The sequence below is a fragment of the Curtobacterium sp. PhB136 genome (assembly GCF_004346855.1).
Taxonomy (GTDB): domain Bacteria; phylum Actinomycetota; class Actinomycetes; order Actinomycetales; family Microbacteriaceae; genus Curtobacterium.
This window is the reverse complement of record NZ_SMGH01000006.1, coordinates 185,669-209,940: the sequence shown is the minus strand read 5'-3', so window position 1 is coordinate 209,940 and position 24,272 is coordinate 185,669. Positions and strand designations below refer to the sequence as shown.

Below are 24,272 nucleotides of genomic sequence, written 5' to 3'. Positions count from 1 at the left end.
GCGTTCTGCCCACGGGTGCGGTGCCGTCAAAAACACTGGCCCGACACTCTCCCAGAATTTGAAGGATGTCCTGTATGGCGCTCGCCACCCGGTCCGACCTGCGCAACGTCGCCATCGTGGCACACGTCGACCACGGCAAGACCACGCTCGTCGACGCGATGCTCACGCAGACCAACTCGTTCGACGCCCACTTCGAGGGCGAAGACCGCATGATGGACTCGAACGACCTCGAGCGCGAGAAGGGCATCACCATCCTCGCGAAGAACACGTCGGTGCTCTACAACGGCAAGCACGCGACCGAGTTCGGCTCGGACGGCCCCATCACCATCAACGTGATCGACACCCCCGGCCACGCCGACTTCGGCGGTGAGGTCGAGCGCGGCCTCTCCATGGTCGACGGTGTCGTGCTGCTCGTCGACGCGTCGGAAGGCCCGCTGCCCCAGACCCGCTTCGTGCTCCGCAAGGCGCTCGCCGCCAAGCTCCCGGTGATCCTGCTCGTCAACAAGACGGACCGCCCGGACTCCCGCATCGAGGAGGTCGTCTCGGAGTCGCAGGACCTCCTCCTCGGCCTCGCGTCCGACCTCTCCGACGAGGTCGACGACCTCGACCTCGACGCGATCCTCGACGTCCCGGTGGTCTACGCCTCTGGCCGCAACGGCGCCGCGTCGCGCAACAAGCCGAACGACGGCGAGCTGCCCGACAACGACGACCTCGAGCCGCTCTTCGAAGCGATCCTCCAGCACGTCCCGGCCCCGAAGTACGACGACGAGCACCCGCTGCAGGCGCACGTCACGAACCTCGACGCCTCGCCGTTCCTCGGTCGCCTCGCGCTCCTGCGCATCTTCCACGGCACCATGAAGAAGGGCCAGACGGTCGCGTGGGTCAAGCACGACGGCACCGTCGTCAACGCCCGCATCACCGAGCTCCTCATCACCAAGGCGCTCGACCGCTACCCGGCCGAGTCCGCGGGCCCCGGTGACATCGTCGCCGTCGCCGGCTTCGACACGATCACCATCGGTGAGACCCTCACCGACCCGGAGGACGTCCGTCCGCTGCCGACCATCACGGTCGACGACCCGGCGATCTCGATGACGATCGGCACGAACACGTCGCCGCTCGTCGGCAAGGTCAAGGGCCACAAGCTGACCGCCCGCATGGTCAAGGAGCGCCTCGACCGCGAGCTCGTCGGCAACGTCTCGCTCAAGGTCCTCGACATCGGGCGCCCCGACGCGTGGGAAGTCCAGGGCCGTGGTGAGCTCGCGCTCGCCATCCTGGTCGAGCAGATGCGTCGCGAGGGCTTCGAGCTCACCGTGGGCAAGCCGCAGGTAGTCACCAAGCGTGACGAGAACGGCAAGCTCCAGGAGCCCTACGAGCACATGACGATCGACACGCCGGAGGAGTACCTCGGCGCGATCACGCAGCTCATGGCCGCCCGCAAGGGCCGCATGGAGAACATGACGAACCACGGCACCGGCTGGGTGCGCATGGAGTTCATCGTCCCGTCGCGCGGCCTGATCGGCTTCCGCACGTCGTTCCTCACCGAGACCCGCGGCACCGGCATCGCCAACGCGATCTCGCACGGCTACGACGAGTGGGCCGGCCCGATCCAGACCCGCATCAACGGCTCGATCGTCTCCGACCGTTCCGGTGTGGTCACGCCGTTCGCCATCACGAACCTCCAGGAGCGGATGACGTTCTTCGTCAACCCCACCGAAGAGGTCTACGAGGGCATGGTCATCGGCGAAAACTCGCGCGCCGACGACATGGACGTGAACATCACCAAGGAGAAGAAGCTCACGAACATGCGTTCGGCGAACGCCGACTCCTTCGAGTCGATGACGCCGTCGCGCCAGCTCTCCCTCGAGGAGTGCCTGGAGTTCGCGCGTGAGGACGAGTGCGTCGAGGTCACCCCCGCCGCCGTCCGCATCCGCAAGGTCGAGCTCGACGCGCAGGCCCGCCAGCGCTCCTACGCGCGCCTGAAGCGCCAGGACGCGTAACCGGCGTCAGCCCCAGGTTCGTCGAACGGCCCGGTCACCTCGTCGAGGTGGCCGGGCCGTTCGCGGTTCGTCCTCCGCGTTCAGGAGACCTCGCAGGCGATGCCGTTCGCGACCTCGAACGCCGTGCCGGGCCCGTCGATGTGCACGCCGAACGCGTCGACCTGAACCCGGAACTGTGTGTCGACACCCGTCGGGTACGCGACGAAGAGTTCGCCCTTCCGCATGACCGGTGACGTGCACCGGACGTCGACGGTCCGCGAGGCCGTCCACGACGCGTTGATGTTGCCCGTGATCCACTTGAGCGACTCTCCCGTCGGCGTGACCGCGCCGGTCAGGTTGACCGAGCTCGTCGCTGTCCTGGACTCCGCGATGCTGCACGTGATCCCGTCGCTGAGGACGTAGCACGAAGCCAGCGGGTGGAGCTTGTCGATCCGGCCAGGGGTGGTTGCGAGGTGCTGGACGGTCCGTCGTGGGCTGCTCGACGAGATCCCCGCCGAGCAGCGAGGATCCGAGCCGGACTTGTCGAACACGAACTCGACCCCGGTGCTCGACGCCTGGGACATCGCCGCCCAGGGCAGGCTCGATCGGTTCAGCTGCAGGCCGAGATCGTGCCACTGCCCGTCCTGGACCATGGCGTCCCTGGACGAGACGCGCTCGTCGAGGGTCACCTGGCCGACGAAGTTCTGACCCCAGACGTAGGGGTTGACGTTGCCCTTGCTCCGTCCGTTCGCGGAGATCTTGTACCGCTCGACCGTCGTGCGCCATCGCGTCCCGTCGCTCGCCAGGCTGAGGACTGCTTCGCCCGTCATCCCGCCCGCCGAGCAGGAAACGGTCCTGGTGACCGACGGCATGTCCTGCGCCGAGCGTGTCGGCGACGAGTGTGCGGGAGGTGCGGCGGCCGCCTGCTCCGCGGGGACCGCGATGAGGGCGGTCGAACCGAGCACGAGGAGGACTCTGGAAACCGTTGTGTGAAATGTCATGCATCCAGTTCTAGTCGCCGTGTGGTGCACGCGCATGGCGCACATGTGAACAGGCGGCGCTACCGTGGTGTGTGTGACCCTCGACCTCCTCTCGCTGTACCAGGACCTCCACGCCCACCCGGAACTCGGGTTCCAGGAGCACCGCACCGCTGGTGTCATCACCGCGAAGCTGCACGAACTGGGCGGCATCGACGTGACCGAAGGCGTCGGCGGCACCGGTGTCGTCGGGGTGCTGACGAACGGCGACGGCCCGGTGATCTGGCTCCGCGCGGACATGGACGGCCTCCCGGTGGAGGAACGGACCGGCCTGCCCTACGCCAGCGAGCACCGCGGCACCGACGAGACCGGCACGGACGTCCCGACGATGCACGCGTGCGGACACGACATCCACGTCACGTGGTTGCTCGGCACCCTCGAGCGCCTCCTCGCCACCCGCGACGCGTGGTCCGGCACCGTCGTCGCCGTCTTCCAGCCCGCGGAAGAGGTGATCTCCGGCGCACGCGCGATGGTCGAGGACGGCCTGGTCGACCGGTTCCCGAAGCCCGAGATCGTCCTCGGACAGCACTCCGCCCCGGCCCCGGTCGGCATGGTCGCGGTCGGCTCCGGCCCCGTGATGGCGTCGAGCGACCGGTTCACGATCACGTTCAACGGCCGGGGCGCGCACGGTTCGGCGCCGCAGGCCTCGCTCGACCCGGTCGTCACCGCGGCGTCCGCGGTCGTCCGGCTGCAGACGATCGTCTCGAGAGAGGTGTCGCCGAGCGACGCGGGCGTCGTCACCATCGGCAGCTTCCACGCGGGCACCCGGGCGAACATCATCCCGGACAAGGCCGTCATCGAGATCTCCACCCGGGCCCGCAACGAGGAGACCCGGAACCGGATCATCGCCTCCATCGAGCGCATCGTCCGTGCCGAGAGCGACGCGGGCGGACTCCCGGAACCCACGATCGAGCGCTGGCCCGGTGCCGACGTGCTGGTGAACGACCCGGAGCACGCTGCGCGCGTCCTCGAGGCGATCGCCGCCGCGGTGCCGAAGGCCGTCGACCTCGAGTCGGGGCTCGCGATGGCGTCCGAGGACGTCGGGCAGCTCGCCACCGCCGCCGGTGTGCCGATCGTCTACTGGTTCACCGGCATCACGGACCCGGAGCTGTTCCGCCGGGGCGAGGAGATCCCGAGCAACCACTCGCCCTTCTACGCGCCGCAGGCGGAGACGGCGATCCCGGTCGGCATCGACGCGCTCGTCGCGGCGGTGCGCGCGTACCTGCGCTGACCGGCGTGCGCTGACGGACGTGCGCTGACGGACGTGCGCTGACGCGCATGACGGCCTGGAGGCCCTGGCCGGGCCCGGCGGGCAGGTGAGACTCCCAGGGAACTCGCGCCGAGCCTCCCGGCTGGTCCGTTACGGTGCCCGCATGCGCAACGCCCTCCGTTCCCCGCTCATCGCCGCCGTGGCAGCGGGCATCGCCCTGGCCGGTCTCACCGGCTGCTCCTCGGACGCCGTCAAGCAGGCCACGGACCTCGGGTCCTCGGTGGCCTCGGACGTCAGCGAGAGCGTCAAGGGCATCGACGGATCGGCGATCAGCGAGGGCATGTCGAGCATCGCCGGTGGCATCGACGGTGCGCTGGACACCGCCCTCAAGGGCACGAACGTGACCTCCGACGGCAAGGTGCCCGACGGCTTCCCGACGTCGGCCGTCCCGCTCGTGGACGGCACGGTCCTGGGTGGCGGCTCCGGCCCGAACGGCTCCGGCTGGGTCGTGCAGGTGCAGGCGTCATCGGTGGACGACTTCGCGACCGCGGCACAGCAGCTCACGGACGCCGGGTTCACCGAGTCGGCGAAGCGTGCGGACTCCTCGAGCGCGTTCGGGATCTTCCGGAGCGAGGACCACCGCGTGGTGCTCACGTTCTCGAAGTCCGACGCCGGCGCGACCGCGACCTACATCGTCACCCCGCGGTAGCCGACCGAGGCGCGTCCCGTACCCTGGGAGACGATGTCCAAGGCCCCCGCGACCCGCCCCGAGCGCGTCCTCTTCGTGCACGCCCACCCGGACGACGAGACCCTGTCGTCCGGTGGGACCATCGCCACGCTCCTCGAGCTCGGCGCCGAGGTCACCGTCCTCACGGCGACCCGGGGCGAGCGCGGCGAGATGCTCACGCCGGAACTCGCGCCGCTGTTCGGTGACGGTCCCCGCGTCGCCGCGCACCGGGAGACCGAGATCGCCGGCGCGCTGGCAGCGCTCGGGCGTCCGGCCCACCTGTGGCTCGGTGGACCGGGCGCCCGGCCGACCGACCTGCCCGAGCGGCGCTACTCCGACTCCGGCATGCAGTGGGGCCCGGACGGCCGCGCGGTCGCGGCGGACGACGCCCCCGCCGATTCGCTGACCATGGCCGACCTCGGCGAGGTCGTCGACGACGTCCGCGCCGCGATCCGGTCGACCCGCGCCGATGCGGTGATCAGCTACGCGGACGACGGCGGTTACGGCCACCCGGACCACGTGCGGGTGCACAACGCCGCCCGGTACGCGGCGAAGGCCGAGGACGTGCCGTTCTCGATGATCGTCGACCCGGACTCCGGTGAGGCGGACGTCACCGTCGACGTCCTGCCCGTGCGGGCGAAGGTCCGCGCGGCGATCGAGCAGTACCGCTCGCAGGTCGCCGTGGACCCGGTGGACCCCGCCGACCCGACCGCGCTGTCCTGGGTGATGCCGCACGGTGTCCGGCAGCACGCGGCGGCGACCGAGGGCTTCCGGCACGACGAGCCGCCCGCAGCGGCCGCTCCCGAGACGTACGCGGACATGTCCCCGGCGGGCAAGGTCACCGCGGTCGTGGTCGCCCTCGTCGTCGGGCTGCTCGCCGGTGGCCTCGGGACGATCACCCACCAGCAGACGCTCGGGGCGTTCCCGATCGGCATCGTCCTCACCACGCTCATCGTGGTCGGTCTGGTCGTCGGCGTGCGGCTGCTCTACCGGTCCCGCGCGATGGTCGCGGCGGTCGGCATCGGGGTGATCGTCGCCACGCAGGTCCTGGTGTCCGTCGGCGGGCAGAGCTCCCCGCTGGTGCTCGCGAACGCCGCCGGGTACGTGTGGACGTTCGGGCCGGCGATCGTCGCGATGCTCGCGCTCGCCTGGCCGGACCTGTCCGGGCTGCGGGCGGCGCGCCCAGCCGCGGGCGACGCGGCGACGGGTGTCGCCGGACGGTCAGGGTCGGCCGCACCCCGCGAGTAGACTCGAAGCGCTCGTTTCCGAAGGGAGCACCCCGACCGTGACCTACGTGATCGCCCAGCCCTGTGTCGACGTCAAGGACCGCGCGTGCATCGACGAATGCCCCGTGGACTGCATCTACGAGGGTGACCGCTCGCTCTACATCCACCCGGATGAATGCGTGGACTGCGGTGCGTGCGAACCGGTCTGCCCGGTCGAGGCGATCTACTACGAGGACGACCTCCCGGACCAGTGGGCCGACTACTACAAGGCCAACGTCGAGTTCTTCGACGAGGTCGGTTCCCCCGGCGGCGCGGCGAAGGTCGGCGTGATCCACAAGGACCACCCCGTCGTCGCGGCCGAACCGCCGCGCGGCTGAGCCGGACACGCACGTGGCCCTCGACCTCCCCGACTTCCCCTGGGACCAGCTCGTCCCGTTCAAGCAGCGCGCAGCGGAGCACGAGGGCGGCATCGTCGACCTGAGCGTCGGCTCGCCGGTGGACCCGACGCCCGCGCTCGTCCGCTCTGCCCTCGCCGAGGCCACCGACGCGCACGCCTACCCGCAGGTCGCCGGGACCCCCGCGCTCCGTCAGGCGATCGCCGACTGGTACGGCCGCCGGCACGGGGTCGCGCTGCGGGAGGACCAGACCCTGCCGACGATCGGCTCGAAGGAGTTCATCGCCGGGCTCGCGCTCTGGCTCGGCATCGGCCGCGGCGACACCGTCGTGTTCCCGGCCGCCGCGTACCCGACGTACGAACTCGGCGCCGCGCTCGTCGGTGCCACCGCGCTGGCCTCGGACGACCCCGCCGCGTGGCCGGTCGGCACGAAGCTCATCTGGCTGAACTCGCCGGGCAACCCCGACGGCCGCGTCCTCTCCGTCGAGGAACTCCGCGTCGCCGTCGCCCGCGCTCGGGAACTCGGCGCGGTCATCGTCGGGGACGAGTGCTACGCCGAGCTCGGCTGGGAGCCGCCCTACGACGTCACGCCGACGCCGACCATCCTCGACTCCCGCGTGGTGGGGGACTCGGTGGACGGTGTGCTCAGCGTGTACTCGCTCTCGAAGCAGTCGAACCTCGCCGGCTACCGGGCCGCCTTCGTCGCTGGTGACGCCGCGGTCCTCGCCGAGGTGCTCGCCGTCCGCAAGCACACCGGCATGATGCCGCCGCTGCCGGTGCAGCAGGCGATGATCGTCGCGCTCGAGGACACCGCGCACGTGCAGCAGCAGAAGGCGCTGTACCGTGCCCGTCGCGGCATGCTCCGCCGTGCGCTCGAGGGCGCCGGCTTCCGGGTCGACCACAGCGAAGCGGGCCTGTACCTCTGGGCCACGCGCGGCGAACCGGCACTCGACACCGTCGCGTGGCTCGCGGACCGGGGCATCCTCGTCGCCCCGGGGACCTTCTACGGCGCGGCCGGCGGGCAGCACGTGCGGATCGCGCTCACCGCGACCGACGAGCGGATCGCCGCGGCGGCGCAGCGTCTGACCAGCGGTCACCGGCTCGCTTCGGCCTGAACCACCGGAGCGCCGACCACCGAACCGGTCGACCGCTAGTCGTGACTCCCACCAAGTTCGAGGGACCTGGGTGTGCACGAGCGACAGACGGCGCGATTAGGCTGTTGGTGTGACTGACACTGCCAATGACGCTCAGACGACGGCCACACCGCCAACGACGCCCGTCCCCGTGAGTCCCGAAGCCGAGCAGGCGACGGAGACCGCGACGCTGACGTACCCGGGCGGCCAGGCGGAGTTCCCGATCCTGCCGAGCGTCGACGGTGCGTCCACGGTCGACATCTCGACGTTCAAGAAGCAGACCGGGATGAACACGCTCGACTACGGGTTCGTGAACACCGGGTCCACCAAGAGCGCGATCACCTACATCGACGGCGACCAGGGCATCCTGCGCTACCGCGGGTACCCGATCGACCAGGTGGCCTCGAACTGCACCTTCCTCGAAGTCGCCTGGCTCCTGATCTACGGCGAGCTCCCGAACGACGCCGAGCTCGCCGACTTCGACGCGCGCATCCGCCGGCACACGCTGTTGCACGAGGACCTCCGTCGCCTGTTCGACGCCCTCCCGCACTCGGCGCACCCGATGTCCGTCCTCTCCAGCGCCGTCAGCGCCCTGTCGACGTACTACGAGGACGACATGGACGTCGACGACCCGGAGAAGGTCGAGCTGCAGACCGTGCGGCTCCTCGCGAAGCTCCCGGTCATCGCCGCGTACGCGCACAAGAAGTCCATCGGTCAGGCGTTCCTCTACCCGGACAACTCCCTGTCGTTCGTCGACAACTTCCTGCGGCTGAACTTCGGCACCATGGCCGAGACCTACGAGCCGAACCCGGTGCTCTCGAAGGCGCTGGACCGCCTGCTGATCCTGCACGAAGACCACGAGCAGAACGCGTCCACCGCCACCGTCCGGCTGGTCGGCTCGACGAAGGCGAACATGTTCGCCTCGATCTCGGCCGGCATCAACGCCCTGTACGGCCCGCTGCACGGCGGTGCGAACGAAGCCGTGCTCGAGATGCTGCAGCAGATCAAGGACTCCGGCGAGCCCGTGCAGCGCTTCGTCGAGCGGGTGAAGAACAAGGAGCGCGGGGTGAAGCTGATGGGCTTCGGGCACCGCGTCTACAAGAACTACGACCCCCGCGCCAAGCTCGTCAAGGAGTCGGCGGACGAGGTCCTCGAGTCCCTGGGCGTGCAGGACGACCTGCTCGACATCGCCAAGGAGCTCGAGCAGATCGCGCTCTCCGACGAGTACTTCATCGAGCGCAAGCTCTACCCGAACGTCGACTTCTACACGGGGATCATCTACAAGGCGATGGGCTTCCCGCCGCGGATGTTCACCGTGCTGTTCGCGATCGGGCGGCTGCCGGGCTGGATCGCCCAGTGGCGCGAGCTCAACAACGACCCGCTCAACAAGATCGGGCGCCCGCAGCAGCTCTACGTCGGCTCGCCGAAGCGGGACCTGCCCGAGCGCTGACGCGCGGCGGCGGCGGGCGCCCCGGCGCGTGGGCGTCCTTCGCACAACCGAAAGCACCCCGCACCACGCGATCACGTGGTTCGGGGTGCTTTCGGTTGTGCGGGGTCCGGGCGGGCGGAGGCCCAACCGGCGGGCAGACGGAGGGCCGGCGGCGGGCCGCGGGGGCGCTACGCGTGCAGCGCCGTGTTGAGCTGGATGCCCTCGCCCTTGCGCTGCAGCGCCTCGACGGCACCCGTCAGGCTGTTGCGGCGGAACAGGACACTCGGGGCCCCGGAGAGCTCGGCGGCCTTCACCGTCCTCGGGGTGCCGTCCGGGTTCGGCGCGGCCCCGACGAGCAAGACCTTCGTGCCGGCGGTGACGTAGAGCCCCGCCTCGATGACGGAGTCGTCGCCGAGTGAGATGCCGAGGCCGGCGTTCGCCCCGAGGAGCGCGCGCTCCCCGAGGGACACCCGGTGCGTGCCGCCGCCGGAGAGCGTGCCCATGATCGACGCGCCGCCACCGATGTCGGTGCCGTTGCCGACGACGACGCCCTGGGAGACGCGGCCCTCGATCATCGCGTCGCCGAGGGTGCCCGCGTTGAAGTTGACGAAGCCCTCGTGCATGACCGTGGTGCCCGGCGCGAGGTGCGCGCCGAGCCGGACCCGGTTCGCGTCCGCGATGCGGACCCGCTCGGGCGTCACGTAGTCGAGCAGGCGGGGGAACTTGTCGATCGCGTGCACCGCGATGCCCGCGCGCTGCAGGGACGGGCGCAGGCGCGTCAGGTCGGCGGGGAGCACGGGCCCGGCGTTCGTCCACGCGACGATGGGCAGGTGCCCGAAGACGCCGTCGAGGTTGATCGTGTTCGGGCGCACGTGCAGGTGGCTGAGCAGGTGCAGGCGGAGGTAGGCGTCCGGGGTGCTCGCGGGTGCCGCATCGATGTCGATCTCGACCGTGACGGCCTCGATCCGGACCCCGCGGCGGGGGTCCTCGCCGATGTGCTCCTGGAGTTCGAGCGGGAAGACCGCGTCGGCGGGCAGTGCGCCGAGATGGGTCTCCGGGAACCAGGTGTCGAGCTCGGTGCCGTCGGCGGCGACGGTCGCGAGGCCGTGGCCCCAGGCGGAGGTGGGGCGGTCGGTGGTGTCGGTCGTCTCGGTCACGGTTCCAGGGTAGCGAGGGGTGCGCCCGGGTTTCGGCGTACGGCGGCCGGGTCCCGGCGTGCGGCGCCCGGGTCCCGGCGTGCGGCGGCCGGTAGGCTTTCGGCATGCCGGAGCCGCTCGACCTCACCGCCTCGTCCATCGACATCACCCGTGCCATCTGCGACATCGAGTCGGTGTCGGGCAACGAGAAGGCCCTCGCCGACGCGATCGAGGCGGTGCTCGCGCCGCTGCCGCACCTCGAGGTGATCCGCGACGGCGACGCGATCGTCGCGCGGACGCACCTCGGCCGTGACCGCCGCGTCGTCATCGCCGGGCACATCGACACCGTGCCGCTCAACGACAACCTGCCGACGGAGTTCCGGACGGCCGAGGACGGCACCGAGATCCTCTGGGGGCGTGGGACCGTCGACATGAAGGCCGGGTGCGCCGTCCAGCTGAAGCTCGCGTACGACCTCACCGACCCGTCGGTCGACGTCACGTGGGTCTGGTACGACCACGAGGAGGTGTCCGACGCGCTGAACGGCCTCGGTCGTCTCGCCCGCACCCGGCCCGAGCTCCTGACCGGGGACTTCGCGATCCTCGGCGAGCCGTCCGGCGCCCAGATCGAGGGCGGCTGCAACGGCAACCTCCGCGCCGAGATCCGCGCGTTCGGCAAGCGCTCCCACAGCGCCCGCAGCTGGATCGGCGACAACGCGATCCACAAGGCGGCCCCGATCCTCGCCACCCTGGCGGCGTACGAGCCGCGCACCGTCGAGGTCGACGGGCTCGAGTACCGCGAGGGCCTCAACGCGGTCGGCATCACGGGCGGGATCGCGGGGAACATCATCCCCGACGAGGTGATGGTGCACGTGAACTACCGGTTCGCACCGTCCCGCTCCGCCGAGGAAGCGGTCGCCCACATCCGCGAGCTCTTCGACGGCTACCAGGTGGACATCGTCGACCTCGCCGCCGGCGCCCGCCCCGGGCTCGACGCCCCGCTCGCGCAGCACTTCGTCGAGGCCGTCGGCGGCCCGGCCCCTCGCCCGAAGTACGGCTGGACCGACGTCGCACGGTTCTCCGCGCTCGGCGTGCCCGCGGTCAACTACGGCCCCGGCGAGCCGGTCTTCGCGCACCACGACGACGAGCAGGTCCCCGTGGCGCAGATCACCGCGGTGGAGGACGGTCTGCGTCGGTGGCTGACGGCCTGACGACCGGCTCGTCCCGGGACACCGGCGCCGTGCCGGTGCGCCGGCCCCGCCCGGGTGCGGCTCGGTGGCGTGCGCGCTACCGGGTGGTCCCGTGGTGGCTGCGGATCACGGTCGTGTACGTGCTCGCCCGGATCGTCACGGGCGCGCTGCTCATGTCGTTCGCGCGCATCCAGTCGGCGAACTCGTTCACCCTGCAGCACCCGCACTACCTGTCGTTCGCGTCCATCTGGGACGGCGCCTGGTACCGGGTGATCGCTGCGAACGGGTACCCGTCGACGCTGCCGGTCGACGCCGCCGGGCACGTGACGGAGAACGCGTGGGCGTTCATGCCGGCGTACCCGTTCCTCGTCCGGGCGCTGATGACCCTGACCGGGGCGTCGTTCGAGCTCGTGGCGATCTCGGTGTCACTGCTCTTCGGCTGGGGGGCGGCGCTGGTGTTCCGGCGGCTGATGGGGCGCTTCCTCGACCCGGCCCGGGCGACGTTCGCCACGGTGCTGCTCTGTGTCGCCCCCCTCTCGGTGATGTTCCAGGTCGCCTACGCGGAGTCGATGGGGCTGTTCCTGCTCCTCGTCGCGCTGCTGCTCCTCGTCGAGCGCCGGTTCTGGACGATGCTGCCCGTCGTGCTGCTGCTCGGCATGACGCGGCCGACCGGGCTGGCGTTCGCGCTCCTGATGGTGATGGTCATCGCGGTCTGGGTCGTCCGCCCCGCATGGATCCGGCTCGCGCCGCTGGGCAGCATCCGACAGCTCGTCGCACCGGCCGTCGTCGCGGTGGTGTCCGGCCTGGTGGGGCTCGCGTGGCCCGCCGTCGCGTGGGCGGTCACCGGAGTGCCGCGGGCGTACACGGACACCGAGCTCGCATGGCGCTCGTCGTACATCGGATGGAAGGACCTCGTGCCCTTCGCCCCGTGGATCCAGGGGTTCGGGTGGTGGTTCCGGCAGCCGGCGGGGTCGGTGCTGCTCGTGGTCGTGCTGATCGGCTTCGCGGCGTTCGTGTTCATGCCGCCCGCGCGCCGGATCGGCCTCGAGCTCCGGCTGTGGGCCGTCGCGTACCTCGTCTACCTGCTCGCGGTCTTCTTCCCGCAGTCGAGCACGTGGCGCATCCTGCTGCCGATCGCGCCGTTGCTCGGGATCGTGGCGCTGCCCAGGTCCCGCGCCTACCGCGTGCTCGTGGTGGTGCTCTGCGTGGTGCTGCAGTGGGTGTGGATGTACTACTGCTGGTGGGTCGACGGCTACGACTGGACCCCACCGTGATCGGCATCGGCTGACGCGGACGGTGGCACGTCGGGTCGCCAGTTCGCCGCTGCGAGCACCATCGCGTTCACCGTCGCGATGAACGGCACCGCGAAGAACGCCCCGACGACCCCGGCGATCGTGGTGCCCGCGACGACGCCGAGTGCGACGCCGAGCGGGTGCACCTTCACGGCGCTGCCGGTGAGGAACGGGTGCAGGACGTGGCTCTCGAGCTGCTGCACGAGCACCACGATGCCGAGCATGAACAGCGCCGGCACCCATCCGTTGAACACCAGCGCGATGAGCACCGCGACGCTCCCCGCGACGATCGCGCCGACCACGGGGACGAACGCGCCGAGGAACACGACCACGCCGATCGGGATCGCCAGCGGCACCTGCAGGATCAGCGCACCGACCACCACGCCGAGCGCGTCCGTGATCGCGACGACGAGCTGCACCCGGATGAAGCTGGTCAGGGTGTGCCAGCCCGCCTCGCCCGCGACGCCGATCCGCGGCCGGGCACGCCGGGGGAAGAGCCGGAGGACCCAGGTCCAGATCCGGCGGCCGTCGATGAGCACGAAGAGGGTCGTGAAGACGACGATGAACAGGCCCTCGAGGACGTGCACCGCACCGGTCCCCGCTGCCTGGAACCCGGACAGGATCGATGCGACGTGCGCCTGCAGGTAGTCGAAGCCGTCCGAGATCCACCCGTTGACGTCCTTGGCCGTGATCCCGAACGGCTCGCTGTCGAGCAGGGTCTGCAGCGACCGGACGCTGTGGTGGAGGCGCCGTTCGAGCGACGGCAGGTCGTACCGGATCTGCGCCGTCACCACGAGCGCGAGCGCGCCGATCGCCAGCGCGACGGACACCAGGCTCGAGAGCACCGCCGTCCACTTCGGCCACCGGTGCCGCTGCAGGAACGAGGACATCGGGGCGAGCAGCGCGCAGAGCAGCAGCGCGATGAGGAACGGCACGATGATGTCCTGCAGCACCACCACGAGCGCGATCACGACGGCGAGAGCTGCGGCGACGATGAGCAGCCGCCAGGAGAACGCACCGGCGATGCGGAGACCGACGGGGACGGCGTCGGCGATGGGGTCAGCTGAGGGGTCCGGCGGGCTCGGACGGCGCGTGGAGGGAACGGTCGGCACGTCCACAGACTAGGAATCCGAGCCGCGAAGACGACGGGATCCGCACCCCCCAACCTGGGCGGTTTCGCAGTTCGCCCCCTGGTACGGGATAATGGGGGTGCACATACTGCACGAAAGGGGACATCTGATGGCAGCCATGAAGCCGAGGACCGGTGACGGGCCGATGGAGGCTGTTAAGGAGGGTCGACTCATCATCGTGCGGGTTCCGCTCGAAGGTGGAGGCCGCCTTGTCGTCTCGGTCAACGATGCCGAGGCGAAGGAACTCCACGACGCTCTCGCCGAGGTCGTCTCGGCCTAGTTCGTCGACGCACCACAACAGGCACCAGCCAGCAGGCCCGGGATACTCGTCCCGGGCCTGCTGTCGTCCTGGGTGCTGTCGGGGGTCGTCGGCATGATGGCCCCGTGCCACGATCCCGCCGCCCCGTCCGTCGCGTCGAGGAGTACCCGGCCGACCCGATGCCCCGCGACGTCTGGCCGTCGACGCTCGCCCCGGTCCGGCAGCTCCTCGACGAGGGGATCGACCTGGACACCGTCACGGTCTTCGTCGGGGAGAACGGTGCCGGCAAGTCGACCCTGGTCGAGGCCATCGCGCTCGCCTACGGCATGAGCCCAGAGGGCGGGTCGACGAACTCGGGGCACAGCACCCGACCGAGTGAGTCGCAGCTCTGGGAGCACATCGCCCTGCACCGTGAGCCTGGTGCGCCGAAGGGCGGGTTCTTCCTCCGTGCGGAGACGATGCACGGGTTCTTCACGTACCTCGAGGAGCACCCGGGTGCCCGCCCGGAGCCCGTGTTCCACGAGCGCAGCCACGGCGAGTCGTTCCTCGACTTCGTGATCGACCGGTCGCAGTGGCCAGGCCTCTGGATCCTCGACGAACCTGAGTCGGCGCTGTCGTTCCAGGGGTGCCTGACGCTGATCGGGCTGCTGCAGGCGATCATCGACGACGGCCTCGGGCAGGTGGTGCTGTCGACGCACTCACCCGTGCTCGCGGCGTTCCCCGGCGCCACGATCCACGAGGTGGGGGAGTGGGGCATCCGTCGCAGCTCCTGGGACGACCTCGACCTGGTGCGGAATCAGCGGTCGTTCCTGGCGTCCCCGGAGCGCTACCTGCGCCACCTCGGAGCGGACTAGTTCGTGACCTTGGTCATCTGCAGCAGCCCGTCGCCGGCCGGAGACAGCGCGCTGATGACCGCACCGGAGGTCGAGACCTCGGTCAGGAGCAGCCGGAAGTCGGTGGTGGCACGGTCCCGCTTCACCGGGTCCGCGACGCGTCCGCGCCAGAGCGCGTGCGGGACGAGGACGGTCCCACCGAGCCGTGCCAGGCGCAGCCCGTGCTCGACGTACTCGATCACGTGCTCGGGGTCCGCGTCGACGAGCACGACGTCGTAGGACGCCTCGTTCATCCGCGGGAGCACCTGGTTCGCGCGTCCGGGGATGAGCCGCACCCGGGACGGTGCGGTGCCGGCGGCGATGTAGGCGTCGCGGGCGTACTGCTGGTGGTCCACCTCGATGTCGATCGTGGTGAGGGTGGCCTTCGGCGCGCCGCCGAGCAGGTACAGCCCGGACACGCCGAGCCCCGTCCCGATCTCGATGATCGCGGTGGCTCGGGACGCTGCGGCGACGACACCGATCTGGGCACCGATCGCCGGCGAGATCGCCTCGACGCCGAGTTCCAGGGAGTGCTCACGCGCGCGAGCGATCACCTCGGACTCGGAGACGATGTCCTCCGCGAACTTCCAGTTCGACTCTTTCTCTGACACGCACACTCCTCGGACGACAACTCTAGGCCGCAGCACGGTCGGTTCGGGTTAGGCTCGCTCCGTGAACATCCCGCTCGACAAGATCCTGATCATCGGGATCATTGCCGTGCTCCTGCTCGGCCCGCAGCGCCTGCCGATGTACGCGCAGAAGCTCGCCGAGTTCGTGAAGGCCGTCCGACGGTTCGCGGACACCGCGAAGGACCGGATGCGCGAGGAGATGGGGCCGGACTTCGACGACGTCGACTGGCAGAAGCTCGATCCGCGCCAGTACGACCCGCGCCGGATCATCCGTGACGCGCTGCTCGACTCCGCCACCGGTGCGGGAGCGGCAGAGACGGTCCAGGTCACCGCGTCGAAGGTGCGGGCGCCGGCGCCGGTGGTCCCGCTCGCCGCAGGCGAGCAGGCGCCGTACGACGCCGAGTCCACGTAGGAACGACCCGTTCCGGCCCGACACGCGGCCAGGACGACGGACGGGAGGCCCGGTGCCAGCTGGCACCGGGCCTCCTGTCGTGCAGCGGGTCCCGACTACCGCAGGTCGGCCAGGAAGCGGTCGGTCCAGGCCAGGGCGGCCGTCCCCGTCACCGAGCTGCACGTGGCGGACGCGGTGCTCGTCGGGGTGGCGCAGGGGGTGTCGCGGTCGAGCGACCAGGTGTGCACCCCGGCGAGTCCGTGCGCCTTCGCGTACGCGGACACCGTGTCGGCGTCGGCCAGTGTGAAGACCTCGTCGGAGGCGTCGTTCACGCCGAGCATCGGCGTGACCTCGATCCTCGACGCCGCGATCCCGTAGGTGTGCTGCAGGTTCGTCACCGCCTGGATCGTGGACTGTCCCATCTCGCAGGTGGAGCCGACGACCACGCAGTTCGCGGTGGTCGCGCGGCCGAAGTCCATCGTCATGAGGTTGACCGTGTAGTTCGTCAGCGTCGAGGCCGTGATCGCCTTCACCGTGGCGTCCCCGGTGCTGTTGAGCCCGCCGAAGCTGCCGTCCGACGCGGCGAGGGTCGCCAGCGTGAAGGAGAAGCGCAGGCCCGGGTACTTCGCCTGGGCTAGTGCCGCCGCGCTCACGAGGTTCTGCACGTCGGCCGCGGACTGCCCGCTCTCGATGTCGAAGTCGACGCCGATCATGTGGGGGCTGGCGTACCGCGCGATGAAGCTCTGCAGTGCGGTGCCGGAGCACTTGAACGAGCCGGCGGCCCCGCCGGTGCTGACGATGTAGTTCACCCCGGCGGCGTCGAGCTTCGGGATGTTGGCGCTCGCGAACGCGTCCGCGGCGACCCCGCCCCAGTTCTCGCTGCCGCAGGTCCCGGTCGCGAAGGCGAGCGTGATGGCCTTCAGGCCGGGCTCCTTCGTCGACACGAGGCTGTTCGACGAGCCGACGACGGGGATGCGGGTGCCGGTGACGGCGGTGTTCATCACGTTCGTGTTCCAGTCGAGGTTCACCGTGACGTCCTTGTACGGGCTGAAGACCAGCCCGCTCGCCGTACCCGTGCTGCCGTTGCCGGGCGTCGTGGTCCCGCCGCCGGTCCCACCGCCCGTGCCGCCGCCCCCGGTGCTGCCGCCCGTGCAGGCGCCCGTCGAGGTCCACGGCTGCCCGCTGCCGGTCGCGCCCGAGTGGGTCGCGGGGTCGTCCCCCTGCGTCCACCAGTTCGCGGTGTAGTTCGTGCCGTTCTCGCTGACGGTGGCGCCGCCGTTGTAGGCGGTCCCCGATGCCCACGCGGTCGCGCAGGTGGTGGTGGTCGCGGCGGTGGCGGGGACGGCCGCGAGTGTTCCCCCGACGACCGCTGCTGCCACGGCGCCGATCACGCCGATCCGGATCCTGGTGTTCCTGTTCACCTGAGTGCTCCAGTTCTTCGGCCGACGTCGATGTCGGCACGGTGGATGCCCCTGCGCCCTGATTCCGCAGGAGCATTGTGGAATGTCCCTGCATATTGCTCTCGACAACACTCGGCGTCCATGAAGAGACGTACAGGGAGCGGGAAGCGGAGCGGGGCCGGAGCGGTCGGCTCAGGACAGGGAGAGTCCCAGCTTCCGGCCGGACAGCCCGCGTCCGAGCGCCACGATCCGGTCGGCGATCCCGGTCAGCGCCACGGCGGCCGGGTCGTCCGGGGCACCGAGCACCACGGGTTCGCCGGCGTCGCCACCCTGCCGGAGCGGCACCGAGAGCGGCACGCTGCCGAGCACCGGCACGGGGGAATCCTGCCCGCGGGAGAGCCGGGCCGCGGTCTCCGCACCGCCGCCCTCACCGAACAGGTGCAGCACGGTGCCGTCGGGCTGCACGAGCCCCGCCATGTTCTCCACGACGCCGATGACCCGCTGCCCGGTCTGTCGCGCCACGATGCCGCTCCGCTCGGCGACGTCCGCCGCCGCGGCCTGTGGGGTCGTCACGACGAGCACCTCGGCGTGCGGCAGGAGCTGCCCGACGGAGATCGCCACGTCCCCGGTGCCGGGCGGCATGTCGAGGAGCAGTACGTCGAGGTCGCCGAACCACACGTCGGTGAGGAACTGGTTCACGGTGCGGTGCAGCATCGGCCCGCGCCAGGACACCGCGGTGGAGGCGTCGTCGACGAACATCCCGATCGAGACGACCTTCACGTCGTGGGCGACCGGCGGCAGGATCATGCTGTCCACCCGGGTCGGGCGCGGTGCGACGCCGCGCTCGTCCGTGAGGCCCATCAACCCGGGGACGCTGAACCCGTGCACGTCGACGTCGACGATCCCGACCCGGAGCCCGCGACGGGCGAGCGCGACGGCCAGGTTCACCGTGACGGTGGACTTGCCGACGCCGCCCTTGCCGCTCGTCACCGCGATCACGCGGGTGAGCGAGTCCGGGGTGAACTGGACACCCTTCGGCCGGCCCTCGCGGAGCCGCGCCGTCAGGGCCGCACGGACCGCCGGGTCCATCACCGACACGTCCACGGACACCGACGACACCCCGTCCACCGAACCGGCGGCGGTGCGGACGTCGCGTTCGATCGTGTCGGCGGCCGGGCACCCGACGATCGTGAGCTGCAGGTCGACGCGCACCGTGCCTCCCGGCTGGACGTCGACACCACGGATCATGTCGAGCTCCGTGACGGGCCGGCGGATCTCCGGGTCGATGACGCGCCCGAGCGCGGTGAGGACCCGCGCGCCGAGCGCCTCGTCGTCCACCGGGTGCGTGGCGTCAGCCACGGACGTCCACCGCGCGCTCCGGGTCGCCGTCGTCGATCGCGTCGCGACGGTCCAGTTCCTCGAGCAGCGAGCGCAGCTCCGCGCGGATGAAGTCCTTCGAGGCCATGTCCCGCATCGCCAGGCGGAGCGCGACGACCTCTCGGGCGAGGTACTCGGTGTCCGCCAGGTTCCGCTCGGCGCGCTGCCGGTCCTGCTCGAACTGCACCCGGTCACGGTCGTCCTGCCGGTTCTGCGCGAGCAGGATCAGCGGCGCCGCGTACGAGGCCTGCAGCGACAGCACCAGCGTCAGCGCCGTGAAGCCGATGGCCGCGGAGTCGAACTGCAGCTGCTTCGGCGTGAAGACGTTCCAGGCCATCCAGACGACGCAGAAGAGGGTCAGGCCGACCAGGAACCAGGGCGTTCCCATTGCGCGTGCGATGCCTTCGGTCGCACGACCGAACGCGTCACCGCGGCCCGAGCGCCGACGGGTCGGCAGGACGCGGGTGCGCATGCCCTTGGGGGAGTCGAGACGGGTGTTCTCATCCGTTCGTGCCACGTGTGGTCCTCCTCCCCGCGCTCACGGGGGTCCTACGGCTCTTGGTGCGGGGGCGTGCGGGTTCACCGTCGCCCTGACTTCGCCAGTCGTCCGGCAGGACGTGGTCGAGCACGTCGTCGATCGTCACCACCCCGACCAGACGGTGGGCGTCGTCGACCACGGGGACGGACACGAGGTTGTAGGTCGCCATCACACGCGTGACCTCCGCCGCACTGGCATCGACACGGACCGGCTCGGTCTGCTGGTCGATGAGCGTGCCGAGGCGTTCGTTCGGCGGGTAGCGGAGCATGCGCTGGAAGTGCACCAGCCCGAGGAACCGGCCGGTCGGCGGTTCGTACGGCGGGAGCGTGACGCAGACGCTCGCGCCGAGCGCCGGTGCGAGCTCGTGCCGGCGGATCAGCGCGAGGCCCTCGGCCACGGTGGCGTCCGCGGAGACGATCACCGGCTCGGTCGTCATGAGGCCACCGGCGGTGTCCGGCTCGTACTCGAGCAGCATCCGGACGTCCTGCGCCTCTTCCGGCTCCATGAGCTGCAGGAGCGCTTCGCTCCGCTCGTCGGAGAGCTCGGCCAGCAGGTCGGCGGCGTCGTCCGGCTGCATCTGGTCGAGGACGTCGGCGGCGCGGGCGTCCTCGAGCGAGGACAGGATCGCCACCCGCTCGGCGTCCGGCATCTCCTCGAGCACGTCGGCGAGCCGGTCGTCGGGGAGTTCCTCCGCCACCTCGAACCGGCGCTCCGCCGGCAGGTCGAGCAGCGTCGACGCGAGGTCGGCCGGCACCAGGTCCGAGTACGCGGCGATGACGTGCTCGGCGGACTGGGACTCACCGGGGAGCTCGTCCTCGGTGACCTCGTTCCAGGTGGCGAACGTCGTCGGGCCCTTGCCGAACGGCGACGGCGTCGTCTTCGGCTTGCGGAGGAAGAGCTGCGACACCTCCCAGTCGCCCTGGCCACGGTCCTCGATCGCGATGTCCTCGATCGTGGCGCGGATGCGGTCCTTCGTGATGAGCACCTTGCGCCCGAGCATCTCCGCGATCACCCGGACCTCGCCGCCGCGCTGCTCGAAGCGACGCATGTTGACCAGGCCGGTCGTGATCACCTGCCCGGCACCGATCGAGGTGATCCGGCCGACGCTGACGAAGATGCGGCGCTTGCCGGGGACCTCGACGATCAACCCCACGACGTGCGGAGGATCGGCCCGCCGGTAGACGACGAGGACGTCCCGGACCCTGCCGACGCGATCGCCCGCGGGGTCGAAGACGGAGCACCCGGCCAGGCGGGCGACGAAGACCTTCGTGGCGCTCACGATCTCAGCGTAGCCGGTCACCCGGTCCGTTCCCTGGCGGTGGCCCGGCCGGTTCCCTGGCGGTGGCCCGGCCGGTTCCCCGGTGGTGGCCCGGCCGGTTCCCTGGCGATGCCCCGGCCGGTTCCCCGGTGGTTCTCGTGCGATCGCAAGGGGGACGGTGGATGATGACTGTGTGAGCACTCAGAGCCCCTTCCGCGGTCGCACGGCGCAGGTCTTCCCCACGCTGCCCCGCGGAGACGTCCTCGGCACCTTCGACAGCTACCCCGAAGCGCAGGCGGTGGTGGCGAAGCTCGCCGAGTCCGACTTCCCGGTGAACAAGCTCTCGATCGTCGGCAACGACCTCAAGACCGTCGAGCGCGTCACCGGCAAGATGACCTACGGCCGTGCCGCCCTGGCCGGTGCACTGTCCGGGCTCTGGCTCGGCATCTTCTTCGGCATCGTGCTGACGCTGTTCTCACCGACGGCCGGCGGCCTCATCCTCGCTGCGGCCATCATCGGCGCCGCGTTCGGCATGCTCTACGGCATCGTCTCCTTCGCGATCACGAAGCGGCAGCGGGACTTCACGAGCGTGCACCAGGTGCTCGCCACGAACTACCAGATCATCGTCGACCCGCAGCTCGTCGGGCAGGCGCAGCGGATCCTCGGCCAGTCCGGTGCGACGCCGCACGCCGCGTGGAACCCGGGGCAGCAGTCGAGCGCACCGGGGTCGCAGTTCCAGGGACCGCCGCAGCAGCAGCCGTGGCGTCCGGGTCCGCCCCAGGGGTCGCCCTACGGTGGGCACTCCACACCCCACAACCAGCCTGGAGGCCCGGCGCAGTCCGGCCCCGCCGCCCCGGCCACGGGTGCGCGGCCGCGCTACGGCACCAACGACGGTCCGCGCTACGGCGAGGTCGCGGCGCCGGGTCAGTCCGGTCAGCCGGGTCAGTCCGGCCAGGCCGCCCAGCCGGTCGCGCAGCAACAGCCGGCTGCGCCGTCGGCACCGCGTGCCGACGAGCCCCCGCGCTACGGGGAGCGGATCCCGGGCGCGACGCCTCCGGCGCCGGCGTCGTCCCCCGACGCGCAGGCGCCCGGCGCTTCCGCGCCCGAGGCCCCGTCCCCCGACGACAAGCGCTGACGCGGCGCGCGGCGCGCGCCGCGCCGCGCTCCGCGCTCCGCGCTCCGCGCCGTGCTCCCGCCGAGATCGCACTCCGTGTCTCTTCCCCCTCGGGGACCCGACACGGAGTGCGATCTCACGTGCGCTGTGGCGCTGACGGCGCCCCGCGACGCCCGCGCCCCGCGCTCCGCGCTCCGCGCTTCGCGCTCCGCGCTCCGCGCTTCGCGCTTCGCGCTCCGCGCTCCGCGCTTCGCGCTTGGCGCTCCCGCCGAGATCGCACTCCGTGTCGCTTCCCCTTCGGGGACCCGACACGGAGTGCGATCTCACGTGCGCTGTGGCGCGTACGAGACGGCGGGTGCGGGACGGCCCGCGAGTTCGAGCGGTCACGACACCCCGGAGCCGACCGCCGAGTGGTCACGAGTCGTCCTGCGCGTGGGTGCTGGTCGATGGTTCACGACCGGTCGGCAAGGGGAGCGCGGGGTATTGCGACCGGTCGGCAGGGGCACGGGACCCGCAGAAGCGGCCGGCGCTAGAGGACCTTCGAGTAGCAGGCGGAGAGCGGGGCGCCGACGTAGGGGCCGAAGTTCGCGATGCGGGTGAACCCCTCGCGCTCGTAGAACCGGATCGCGCGCTTCTGCTCCGTGCCGGTCTCGAGCACGAGCGCCGGTGACCCGAGGTCGAGCGCCGCTTCTTCCAGGCGCCGGAGGATCCCCGTCGCGACACCCGCACCGCGGGACTCCCGCCGCACGTACATCCGCTTGATCTCGGTCACGCCGTCCTCGACGACGCGCAGGCCCCCGCATCCGAGCGGTGTGCCGTCGGCGTCCCGCGCGACGAAGAACACCGCGATGGACTCCGCGGTCGGCTTCGCACCCGGCTCGGTGTCCCCTCCGTAGGTGCTGTCGATCTCGATGCGCTGGGCAGCGCGCAGCCGCATGGCGTCGGGCGAGTCGAAGTGCTCGACGTCGATCGCGATCTGCTGCGGGGCGGTGCTCTGCGGTGTCGCCTCGGGTGTGCTCACCCGCTCAGGCTAGCGCCCGGTGCGGGCGATCCACCCCTCCACTTCCGAGGGGGTCCTGGGGATGCCGATCGACAGGTTCTCGGCACCGTCGGCGGTCACGAGGATGTCGTCCTCGATGCGGATGCCGATGCCGCGGAACTCCTCGGGGACGGTCAGGTCGTCCTGCTGGAAGTACAGACCGGGCTCGATCGTGAACACCATGCCGGGCTCGATGACGCCGTCGATGTACATCTCACGACGGGCCTTCGCACAGTCGTGGACGTCGAGGCCGAGGTGGTGGCTCGTGCCGTGCACCATGTAGCGGCGGTGGAACTGGTTGTCCGGCTGCAGCGACTCTTCCGCGGAGACCGGCAGGAAGCCCCACTCGGCGGTCTTCCGGGCGATGACGTCCATCGCGGTGGCGTGCACCTGCCGGAAGGTGATGCCCGGCTTGACGATCGCGAACGCGGCGTCGGCGGCTTCGAGCACGGCGTCGTAGACCAGGCGCTGCACGTCGGTGAACGTCCCGCTGACCGGGAGCGTGCGGGTGATGTCGGCCGTGTAGAACGAGTCGACCTCGACGCCGGCGTCGATGAGGATCAGGTCGCCGGGCTGGACGGCGCCGTCGTTCCGGGTCCAGTGCAGGATGCAGGCGTGGTGCCCGGACGCGGCGATCGTGTCGTACCCCACTGTGTTGCCGTCGGCGCGTGCTCGGCGGTTGAACGTTCCCTCGACGATGCGTTCCCCACGGGGGTGGGCGAGCACCGCGTCGAAGTCGGCGATGACGTCGTCGAAGCCGTGCTTGGTCGCGTCGACTGCCTTGCGGAGCTCGTTGACCTCGAACGGGTCCTTCACGAGACGGAGCTCGGAGAGGTCGCGGGCCAGGACGTCGTCGGAAGCGGGAGCGTCGTCGGACTCGGCCAGGCCACCGACAGGGGAGCCGATCCGGTCGTCGAGCGCGCGGGTGAGGTCGGCGTCGGCGTCGCGGACGACCAGCACGGAGTCGTCGAGGGCGTCCGAGACACCCGCGAAGTCACCGAGGTCGGCCGTCGCGAGACCGAGGTCCGCAGCGACTTCGGCCAGCGACGGACGCGGCCCGACCCAGAACTCGCCGATCTCGGGGTTCGCGTAGAACTCTTCCGAGTCGCGCCCGGCGGTGGCGCGGAAGTACAGGGTGGCGTCGTGCCCGGAGTCGTTCGGGGTCATCACGAGGACGGAACCGACGACCGTGTCGGTTCCCCACCCGGTCAGGTGCGCGAACGCGGAGTGCGGACGGAAGGGGTAGTCGCAGTCGTTCGAGCGGACCTTCGCCTGCCCGGCGGGCACCACGATCGTGCGTCCGGGGTGCAGCTCGGAGATGCGTGCCCGGCGCGCGGCAGCGAACGTCGCCTGCTCGCGTGCAGCGGGCACGGGGCGGTCCCGCTCGGCCCACTGGGACCCGATGAAGTCCTTGAAGGTCGAGGAGCCGGGGGTGGTGGAGCGGTTGCTCGTCGCGCGGGGAGTCGTGTCGGCCATGCCCCCATCATCGCACCGCACCAGCCCCTCGGCCTGTGCACC

23 protein-coding genes are annotated in these 24,272 nt (G+C 70.9%); 13 read left to right on the top strand and 10 right to left on the bottom strand.

Features of this window, described 5'->3' with window-relative positions; all coding sequences use genetic code 11:
* Positions 1-74 precede the first annotated feature (74 nt).
* On the top strand, positions 75-1,997 hold the full coding sequence (gene typA / locus EDF27_RS10415) for a translational GTPase TypA (RefSeq protein WP_132048671.1): 1,923 nt from the start codon (positions 75-77) through the stop codon (positions 1,995-1,997).
* A gap of 80 nt (positions 1,998-2,077) precedes the next feature.
* On the opposite strand, the gene EDF27_RS10410 is transcribed toward typA, so the two are convergent.
* A complete protein-coding gene (locus EDF27_RS10410) occupies positions 2,078-2,941 on the bottom strand; it encodes a hypothetical protein (protein ID WP_132048669.1) in 864 nt (287 codons plus the stop codon).
* Positions 2,942-3,050: 109 nt separating this feature from the next.
* On the opposite strand from EDF27_RS10410, the gene EDF27_RS10405 reads away from it, so the two are divergent.
* The 6 genes from EDF27_RS10405 to EDF27_RS10380 all read left to right on the top strand — a co-directional run bounded on the left by EDF27_RS10405 (position 3,051) and on the right by EDF27_RS10380 (position 9,153).
* On the top strand, positions 3,051-4,244 hold the full coding sequence (locus tag EDF27_RS10405) for an amidohydrolase (RefSeq protein WP_165931443.1): 1,194 nt from the start codon (positions 3,051-3,053) through the stop codon (positions 4,242-4,244).
* A gap of 142 nt (positions 4,245-4,386) precedes the next feature.
* Entirely contained in the window at positions 4,387-4,932 is a 546-nt protein-coding gene (locus tag EDF27_RS10400) for a hypothetical protein (protein WP_123654112.1), read from the top strand.
* A gap of 33 nt (positions 4,933-4,965) precedes the next feature.
* Positions 4,966-6,198, top strand: coding sequence for a PIG-L family deacetylase (locus EDF27_RS10395; RefSeq protein ID WP_123654111.1), 1,233 nt, complete (start codon positions 4,966-4,968; stop codon positions 6,196-6,198).
* 37 nt (positions 6,199-6,235) lie between these two features.
* On the top strand, positions 6,236-6,553 hold the full coding sequence (fdxA, locus tag EDF27_RS10390; protein ID WP_123654110.1) for a ferredoxin: 318 nt from the start codon (positions 6,236-6,238) through the stop codon (positions 6,551-6,553).
* A gap of 13 nt (positions 6,554-6,566) precedes the next feature.
* Complete coding sequence (gene dapC, locus EDF27_RS10385; RefSeq protein WP_132048665.1) at positions 6,567-7,685, top strand: succinyldiaminopimelate transaminase; 1,119 nt, start codon at positions 6,567-6,569, stop codon at positions 7,683-7,685.
* A gap of 169 nt (positions 7,686-7,854) precedes the next feature.
* Positions 7,855-9,153 (top strand): citrate synthase, encoded by a 1,299-nt coding sequence (locus tag EDF27_RS10380; protein ID WP_123654108.1) that lies wholly within the window; start codon positions 7,855-7,857, stop codon positions 9,151-9,153.
* Positions 9,154-9,320: 167 nt separating this feature from the next.
* On the opposite strand, the gene dapD is transcribed toward EDF27_RS10380, so the two are convergent.
* On the bottom strand, positions 9,321-10,289 hold the full coding sequence (dapD, locus tag EDF27_RS10375; protein ID WP_132048663.1) for a 2,3,4,5-tetrahydropyridine-2,6-dicarboxylate N-succinyltransferase: 969 nt from the start codon (positions 10,287-10,289) through the stop codon (positions 9,321-9,323).
* Positions 10,290-10,393: 104 nt separating this feature from the next.
* Here dapD and dapE point away from each other — a divergent pair, with 104 nt between their 5' ends.
* Together dapE and EDF27_RS10365 are read left to right on the top strand one after the other, a co-directional pair.
* A complete protein-coding gene (gene dapE / locus EDF27_RS10370; protein ID WP_132048661.1) occupies positions 10,394-11,476 on the top strand; it encodes a succinyl-diaminopimelate desuccinylase in 1,083 nt (360 codons plus the stop codon).
* A complete protein-coding gene (locus EDF27_RS10365) occupies positions 11,461-12,729 on the top strand; it encodes a hypothetical protein (protein WP_132048659.1) in 1,269 nt (422 codons plus the stop codon). The genes dapE and EDF27_RS10365 overlap by 16 nt, the downstream gene beginning before the upstream one ends.
* Here EDF27_RS10365 and EDF27_RS10360 read toward each other — a convergent pair.
* Positions 12,708-13,859 (bottom strand): AI-2E family transporter, encoded by a 1,152-nt coding sequence (locus EDF27_RS10360; protein ID WP_165931442.1) that lies wholly within the window; start codon positions 13,857-13,859, stop codon positions 12,708-12,710. The two genes, EDF27_RS10365 and EDF27_RS10360, sit on opposite strands and share 22 nt — an antisense overlap.
* 127 nt (positions 13,860-13,986) lie before the next feature.
* Between EDF27_RS10360 and EDF27_RS10355 the strand changes: the two genes are divergently transcribed.
* Positions 13,987-14,157 (top strand): DUF3117 domain-containing protein, encoded by a 171-nt coding sequence (locus tag EDF27_RS10355; RefSeq protein WP_017887054.1) that lies wholly within the window; start codon positions 13,987-13,989, stop codon positions 14,155-14,157.
* A 104-nt stretch (positions 14,158-14,261) separates the two neighbouring features.
* Complete coding sequence (locus EDF27_RS10350) at positions 14,262-14,990, top strand: AAA family ATPase (protein WP_243698303.1); 729 nt, start codon at positions 14,262-14,264, stop codon at positions 14,988-14,990.
* Here the strand turns inward: EDF27_RS10350 and EDF27_RS10345 are convergent.
* A complete protein-coding gene (locus EDF27_RS10345) occupies positions 14,987-15,619 on the bottom strand; it encodes a class I SAM-dependent methyltransferase (protein ID WP_123703493.1) in 633 nt (210 codons plus the stop codon). The two genes, EDF27_RS10350 and EDF27_RS10345, sit on opposite strands and share 4 nt — an antisense overlap.
* 61 nt (positions 15,620-15,680) lie before the next feature.
* Here EDF27_RS10345 and EDF27_RS10340 point away from each other — a divergent pair, with 61 nt between their 5' ends.
* Positions 15,681-16,049, top strand: coding sequence for a twin-arginine translocase TatA/TatE family subunit (locus EDF27_RS10340; protein ID WP_123654102.1), 369 nt, complete (start codon positions 15,681-15,683; stop codon positions 16,047-16,049).
* Positions 16,050-16,144: 95 nt separating this feature from the next.
* Here EDF27_RS10340 and EDF27_RS20260 read toward each other — a convergent pair whose 3' ends face one another.
* The 4 genes from EDF27_RS20260 to EDF27_RS10320 form a co-directional block, all read right to left on the bottom strand.
* Complete coding sequence (locus tag EDF27_RS20260) at positions 16,145-17,449, bottom strand: carbohydrate-binding protein (RefSeq protein ID WP_207909607.1); 1,305 nt, start codon at positions 17,447-17,449, stop codon at positions 16,145-16,147.
* A 171-nt stretch (positions 17,450-17,620) separates the two neighbouring features.
* Positions 17,621-18,787 (bottom strand): Mrp/NBP35 family ATP-binding protein, encoded by a 1,167-nt coding sequence (locus tag EDF27_RS10330; RefSeq protein ID WP_243698302.1) that lies wholly within the window; start codon positions 18,785-18,787, stop codon positions 17,621-17,623.
* On the bottom strand, positions 18,780-19,322 hold the full coding sequence (locus tag EDF27_RS10325) for a DUF1003 domain-containing protein (protein WP_123654100.1): 543 nt from the start codon (positions 19,320-19,322) through the stop codon (positions 18,780-18,782). The genes EDF27_RS10330 and EDF27_RS10325 overlap by 8 nt, the downstream gene beginning before the upstream one ends.
* Positions 19,306-20,622, bottom strand: a complete 1,317-nt coding sequence (locus tag EDF27_RS10320) for a CBS domain-containing protein (protein ID WP_123654099.1) — start codon at positions 20,620-20,622, stop codon at positions 19,306-19,308. The genes EDF27_RS10325 and EDF27_RS10320 overlap by 17 nt, the downstream gene beginning before the upstream one ends.
* A 172-nt stretch (positions 20,623-20,794) precedes the next feature.
* On the opposite strand from EDF27_RS10320, the gene EDF27_RS10315 reads away from it, so the two are divergent.
* A complete protein-coding gene (locus tag EDF27_RS10315; RefSeq protein WP_132048653.1) occupies positions 20,795-21,736 on the top strand; it encodes a general stress protein in 942 nt (313 codons plus the stop codon).
* A 508-nt stretch (positions 21,737-22,244) separates the two neighbouring features.
* On the opposite strand, the gene EDF27_RS10310 is transcribed toward EDF27_RS10315, so the two are convergent.
* Complete coding sequence (locus EDF27_RS10310) at positions 22,245-22,736, bottom strand: GNAT family N-acetyltransferase (protein WP_243698301.1); 492 nt, start codon at positions 22,734-22,736, stop codon at positions 22,245-22,247.
* 9 nt (positions 22,737-22,745) lie between these two features.
* Positions 22,746-24,230, bottom strand: a complete 1,485-nt coding sequence (locus tag EDF27_RS10305) for an aminopeptidase P family protein (RefSeq protein WP_123654097.1) — start codon at positions 24,228-24,230, stop codon at positions 22,746-22,748.
* Positions 24,231-24,272: the final 42 nt, after the last annotated feature.